Raw genomic sequence first — 5518 nt, forward strand, 5'->3', positions numbered from 1 at the left:
AGTGCATTTGGGAAGCTCTCAATCAAGCTAAAAGCCCTTTCCTGTAAGGTTTTTAGCTTTATTCAGCAGACCCTAACTAGGGTCTGCTGAAAAAGTTTTCCCTGGGGGCAGGGTGTGGGGTGTGGGGTGTGGGGTGTAGGGTTTTACCGATTTTCAGGTGGTCAACTACCTAATTTTCAGGGAAAAAGTACCTGAATTTTCCCCTCAATCACTCCAATGGTCGGCACTTTTTGAGGTCAAAAAAGTCTAAAAGTATTATCCAACAAGGTTTTTATATTTATTCAGCAAACCCTAGCTAGTCGCATTGGGATTAGTTTTGTGTAGTGATTAACTGACGGTGATAATCGCCCCATAACTTGGCTGCCTGTTGACTACTGCCCGCAGTGGGAGAATTATTATCATTACCCAACCAAATGCCCGTCACCCAGTCGCGACGGGGAAGATAACCGATAAACCAAAGGTCCACATAATTATTCGTAGTTCCCGTTTTACCCGCTTCTCCCATGCCAATACTGGCAGCGCCTCCTGTACCATTAGTTATCACCCCCCGCAATAAGCTATTCATCGTTTCGGCGGTTTTAGGGGAGATTACCTGCTGATTTCTATCGCTATCGTCGCCATAGTCATAAATAACCCGACAGGTACTCAAATCCTCCACATTTTCACAGTCGGAAGCGTCGAGAATGCGTTTAATAGCGTGGGGACGATTCCAGCGCCCACCGTGGTCAAAAACTGCGTAAGCGCCGGTCATTTCCAAGACATTTACCTCGCTTTGCCCTAAAATTAGCCCCGGTACAGGATTTAAAGGTGATTTTACCCCCAAACGTTCCGCCACATTGACCACATTACTTAATCCTGCCTCGCGAGCAATGCGAAGGGCGACGCTATTTTCCGATTGCGCTAAACCCTGAAACATATTGATGGCCCCGCTACTGCGTTCACAGGGAGAATAGGCCTGTCCTTGCCAAGAGAGTCCAGCGCAGGTATAGGTTTTATAGGGCGATATTCCCTGTTCTAGGGCGGCAGCATAAGCAAATACCTTAAAAGTGGAACCGGGTTGACGTTTAGCTTGGATAGCGCGGTTAAATTGGCTTTTTTGATAATCAACTCCCCCGACTAAAGCGAGAATTTCCCCAGTTTGACTGTTTAGGGTAACTAAAGCCCCTTGGGAGTATCGATAGCGGGGTCCTTGGTTTAAGACATTATTTTTTAAGCTTTTTTCTGCGATCGCTTGGAGCCGGCGGTCTAAACTGGTTTCAACGATAAAATTGCCCTCTTTAGCCACTTCTTCCCCTAAAAGGTCCTGTAATTCCTCGAAAACGTAACTATAAAAATATGGTGCAATCGTACTAGATAGGGATTTTTTGGCTTGGGGACTGATTTCAATGCGGGATCTGCGGGCGCTGGCCGCCGCTTCTGGGGAAATCATCCTTAATTCGGCCATGCGATCGATGACAAGATTGCGATTTTTTACAGAAGTGTCGTAATCTTGAATGGGATTAAATCGATTCGGGGCGGGTAACATAGCCACAAGAGTAGCAGCCTCGGAGATATCTAAATCTCTAGCGGATTTATCGAAATAAAAGCGGGCCGCATCTTCAAAACCGTAACCGGCCAGACCGAGATAAACTCGATTGAGATAGGTTTTGAGAATTGTATCCTTACTATAGACCGCTTCTAATTGTAAAGCGACCACAGCCTCCCGGAGTTTGCGATCGGCAGTATTTTGGCGACCGACTTCGGGGAATAAACTACGCGCTAACTGTTGAGTCAGGGTACTGGCCCCTTGACGGCCCCGACCTTGCCAATTAATCTTAATTGCCCGGACAATCCCCAAAGGATCAACGCCAAAATGCCAGTAAAAACGACTATCTTCGGAAGCGACAACCGCCTTGGTCAAATAGGGAGAAAAATCGCCCAGATTATCTAATTCTCGGTGAGTTTCCTGTCGCATGGGATTGAGGGGAGTTTGACCATCCCTAGGGTAAACCACCACCGGACCGCTCACCCCGGAAGGGAGTGGATAAACATTAACTTTGCGACTTTCCCAGATAACCGCTAAAACTAATAAACCGAAAATACCACCCGCACCATAGAAACCATAGCGCAAAAGTCGCGCCCACAGGGGAGGGGGACAGTAATAGGAGATGGTGACACAATTGGCTAAGTCTGGGGGGGCCAGGGTAAAGCTATCACCATGACGCAGGGAAACGCTTTTGAGACGACGTTTACCCATATAAACCCCGTTGGTGGAGTTTTCATCTGTGAGCAGGAAATGATGGGGATTTTTCGGGTCACGCTGCAGGGAACAATGAATCTGACTCACCACAGTGTTACGGATAGTAATATCACAGGAACTGGAACTACGACCCAACAAATAGCGATCGCCGATAAGGGGATATTTGCTTTCCCCGCTGCCATTCTCGTTTTTAAGGCGTAATTCGGGAACTCTCGCCCCTTTTTTGAGATTTACCGCCTGAAAATTCACCTTTCCTTGCAATTTCTGCACGGCAACGGTGACAAGTTGACTAATTTGGGTTTTCGGCGACTGCTTAGACATAGTTTTTATCAGTTATCAGCTTCTGAAGGCAATAGGCAATAGGGGAAGTGGGGAAGTGGGAAGTGGGGAATTTCAACTAAAACCCCAACACCCTAACACCCCCCGCAACGCGCACGCAGTGACCACCCTAACACCCCAACACCCTAACACCCTAAAACCCTAACACCCCATCTCCCCAATTCCCAATTCCCAATTCATACCCAATATCCCTAAATTGACATTTTAGCCTCTAAAGCTTTGAGGTATTCCGTATTGACTCCCGACTCGCGAATCAGAGCAATTTTACCGGTACGGGCCACCTCGCGAACGCCAAATTTATTCAGCATTTGCATAATCGCCACCATTTTACCCGGATCCCCCACCACTTCGATGGTCAGGGTTTCCTCGGAAATATCCACAATCCGCGCCCGGAATACCTGCGCTAATTCGATCACTTCCGCTCGGCGCTCGGCGGTAGCATTAACTTTAATCAGCATTAATTCCCTTTCCACACAGGGGGTTTGGGTGATATCCTGCACCTTGAGGACGTTAATTAATTTGTAAAGTTGTTTGGTTAACTGTTCGATGCTGTCCTCGTCCCCTGGTACTACCATCGTAATCCGAGAAACTCCCAGCTGTTCGGCAGGACCCACGGCCAGACTTTCAATATTAAAGCCGCGACGGGCGAATAATCCAGCAATACGGGTTAAGACTCCCGCTTCATCTTCAACTAATACGGATAATGTGTGTTTCATGGCGCTCTATCTACACAACCTAGATTTCCCCATTTTGACACTCCCCGCGCTAAAGCGACGGGGATTCTTGGTTCCAAGAGATTACTTGCTTAGACAGAATTACTTCTGAAAAAGTAGAGGTATTCTCTCCCCAAGCGTTCATCGGGTCTAGCCCAAAAGTTCCCGTATGCCCTACGGTACTTAACCCTTTTTTAAGGATATTAATAGCGGCGTTTTCATCCCTATCTAAAACACACCCACACTTACACTGATGGGTTCTAGTCGATAAAGATTTTTTAACAACTTCACCACAGTTTGAACAGTTTTGGCTTGTATAGTTCGGTGGGACAGCAATCGTTATCTTGCCGAATTTAACCCCAAAATACTCCAGCCATTCTCGAAACTGATACCAGGCCGCATCATTGATCGATTTAGCTAAACAATGATTCTTGACTAAGTTCTTAATTCTTAAATCGACCTGGGCTATCACATCTAAGAAGCGAACTACGCACCTTGCTAACTTTACAGCAAAGTCTTTACGTTGCCTACTTATTTTAAGATGAGCCTTAGCCAATCTTTGTCTAGCTTTTTGACGATTTTTACTTCCCTTTTTCTTTTTAGATAATCGTCTTTGAAGTCGTTTTAATCTTTTCTCGGACTTTTTTAAAAATTTAGGATTGTCAACTTTATTACCTTCATGATCAGTATAAAAAGAAGCTAATCCCACATCTATTCCGATACACTTACCTGATGGTTTAACATCCTCTTTTACTTCACAAGAGAGAACAAATTGACAATAATAGCCGTCAGCACGTTTAATAAGCCTAACTCGTTTAATGTCAGACTGCTGAAAGTATCCTAAGTCCCAAGTCCCTTTTAGTTTAAGTGTTCCAATCTCCTTTTTATCACTGAAATGAATGGTTTTAGGGTTAAGAAGCTTCCATCCTGTTGTTTTGTATTCAACCGAGCGGGAAAACTTTTTAAACTGAGGATAGCCTTTCTTTCCGATTACCTTCTGCTTACAGTTGTCAAAGAAACGGGAAATAGAAGACCATGCCCTTTCAGCCGATGCTTGCCTTGCTTGAGAATTTAATTGACTAGCAAATTTAAAGTCATGGGACAAAACTCGACAATAAGCTGATAGATCATACTTATTTACACCTTTGTTGTCCATCCAATACTTTAAGCATTTATTACGGATGAATTGAGCGGTGCGGATAGCATCGTCTATAGCCTGATACTGTTTTAATTTAGCCTCAACTTTAAACTCTAGGACAAACATTTACTCTAAAATTTTAAGAATAAACTTATTTTAACACATTAAATATTAAACTGACAACCCATCACCTAAAAGCCGCCCTCTGCTACGCGGGCATGGCGGGGAACCTTAAACCCAAGTTTTCGGTAAGACAGGAGACAAGGCCGGAACAGTTTGTCTTCTCTGAGGGATTCAGGTAGAAACCTCTACTCTGTCAAATTAAATCCACTCTTCTTCATCCCCTTTGTTTACCTCCCGATCTTCGTTTTCATCCTGAGCAGGGGGCGTAATAATCCGATAATTGACATCGTAAACTTGATCGGCCTTTTCCCCGCGAGTCTGTTTGGCCGTGCGGTAACTATAGGAATAAACTGAGCCAGTTTGAGAACTGTCCTGTGGAGGCTTGACAAAATTCGTTTTTTCCCCATCAGCAACCCTAGGCGGGAATTCTTCCCGATCCTGAATGGTAGTCGGTTTTTCGGGGGGTGCATCAAAATTCCAATCATCACCGCTATCTCTTTCCCAATCGTTACCCGGTGGAGACGCGGCGCGATCTTGAATATAGGTAGGTCGGGGAGATGGGGGTGGGACTTGAGGATTATTGGCTATAGGAGGGGAAGCTTTTGGGGCAGCCAAAGGACGACCAAAACTATAGAGAAATTGCAGGGTTAAACCACTGATAATTCCCGCCAGGGTGAAAAGTAACACCCAGACAGCTAGGGGCAGTTTTACCGTCATAATACCGCCAAAAAAGACCAAAGTGATCGCCCCCAGATTCTGCCAGATCAGTAATCCGCCCACAGCGATCGCAAATAAGACCATAATCCAGCCCATTTTTACCTCCCTTGATTCAGTGATCAGTAAACAGTGATCAGTAAACAGTGATCAGGTATAAAGATAAAGATAACTAACTAACTAATTACCTTAAAACTTACATCTGATAACTGATAACTGATAACTGATAACTGATAACTGATAACTGATAAC

4 protein-coding genes are annotated in these 5518 nt (G+C 44.9%); all 4 read right to left on the reverse strand.

Annotation, left to right across the window (positions count from 1 at the left end):
* Positions 1-310 precede the first annotated feature (310 nt).
* Positions 311-2560 (reverse strand): PBP1A family penicillin-binding protein, encoded by a 2250-nt coding sequence (locus tag IM477_RS11515; protein WP_287731805.1) that lies wholly within the window; start codon positions 2558-2560, stop codon positions 311-313.
* Between the two features lie 209 nt (positions 2561-2769).
* Positions 2770-3294 carry an acetolactate synthase small subunit gene (ilvN, locus tag IM477_RS11520; protein WP_287672273.1) on the reverse strand — a complete coding sequence of 175 codons (525 nt, stop codon included), beginning with the start codon at positions 3292-3294 and terminating at the stop codon, positions 2770-2772.
* 49 nt (positions 3295-3343) lie between these two features.
* Positions 3344-4555, reverse strand: coding sequence for an RNA-guided endonuclease InsQ/TnpB family protein (locus tag IM477_RS11525; protein WP_061430958.1), 1212 nt, complete (start codon positions 4553-4555; stop codon positions 3344-3346).
* Positions 4556-4750: 195 nt separating this feature from the next.
* Positions 4751-5365 (reverse strand): LapA family protein, encoded by a 615-nt coding sequence (locus IM477_RS11530; RefSeq protein WP_287731806.1) that lies wholly within the window; start codon positions 5363-5365, stop codon positions 4751-4753.
* Between the last annotated feature and the right edge of the window lie 153 nt (positions 5366-5518).

This window comes from Microcystis sp. M090S1, from assembly GCF_020246295.1.
Taxonomy (GTDB): domain Bacteria; phylum Cyanobacteriota; class Cyanobacteriia; order Cyanobacteriales; family Microcystaceae; genus Microcystis; species Microcystis aeruginosa.

What these genes read in the sequence shown, in the direction of transcription:
- IM477_RS11530 (WP_287731806.1), bottom strand. Translation starts at nt 5,365, where the DNA reads ATGGGCTGGATTATGGTCTTATTTGCGATCGCTGTGGGCGGATTACTG.
- IM477_RS11515 (WP_287731805.1), bottom strand. Translation starts at nt 2,560, where the DNA reads ATGTCTAAGCAGTCGCCGAAAACCCAAATTAGTCAACTTGTCACCGTT.
- IM477_RS11525 (WP_061430958.1), bottom strand. Translation starts at nt 4,555, where the DNA reads ATGTTTGTCCTAGAGTTTAAAGTTGAGGCTAAATTAAAACAGTATCAG.
- ilvN (WP_287672273.1), bottom strand. Translation starts at nt 3,294, where the DNA reads ATGAAACACACATTATCCGTATTAGTTGAAGATGAAGCGGGAGTCTTA.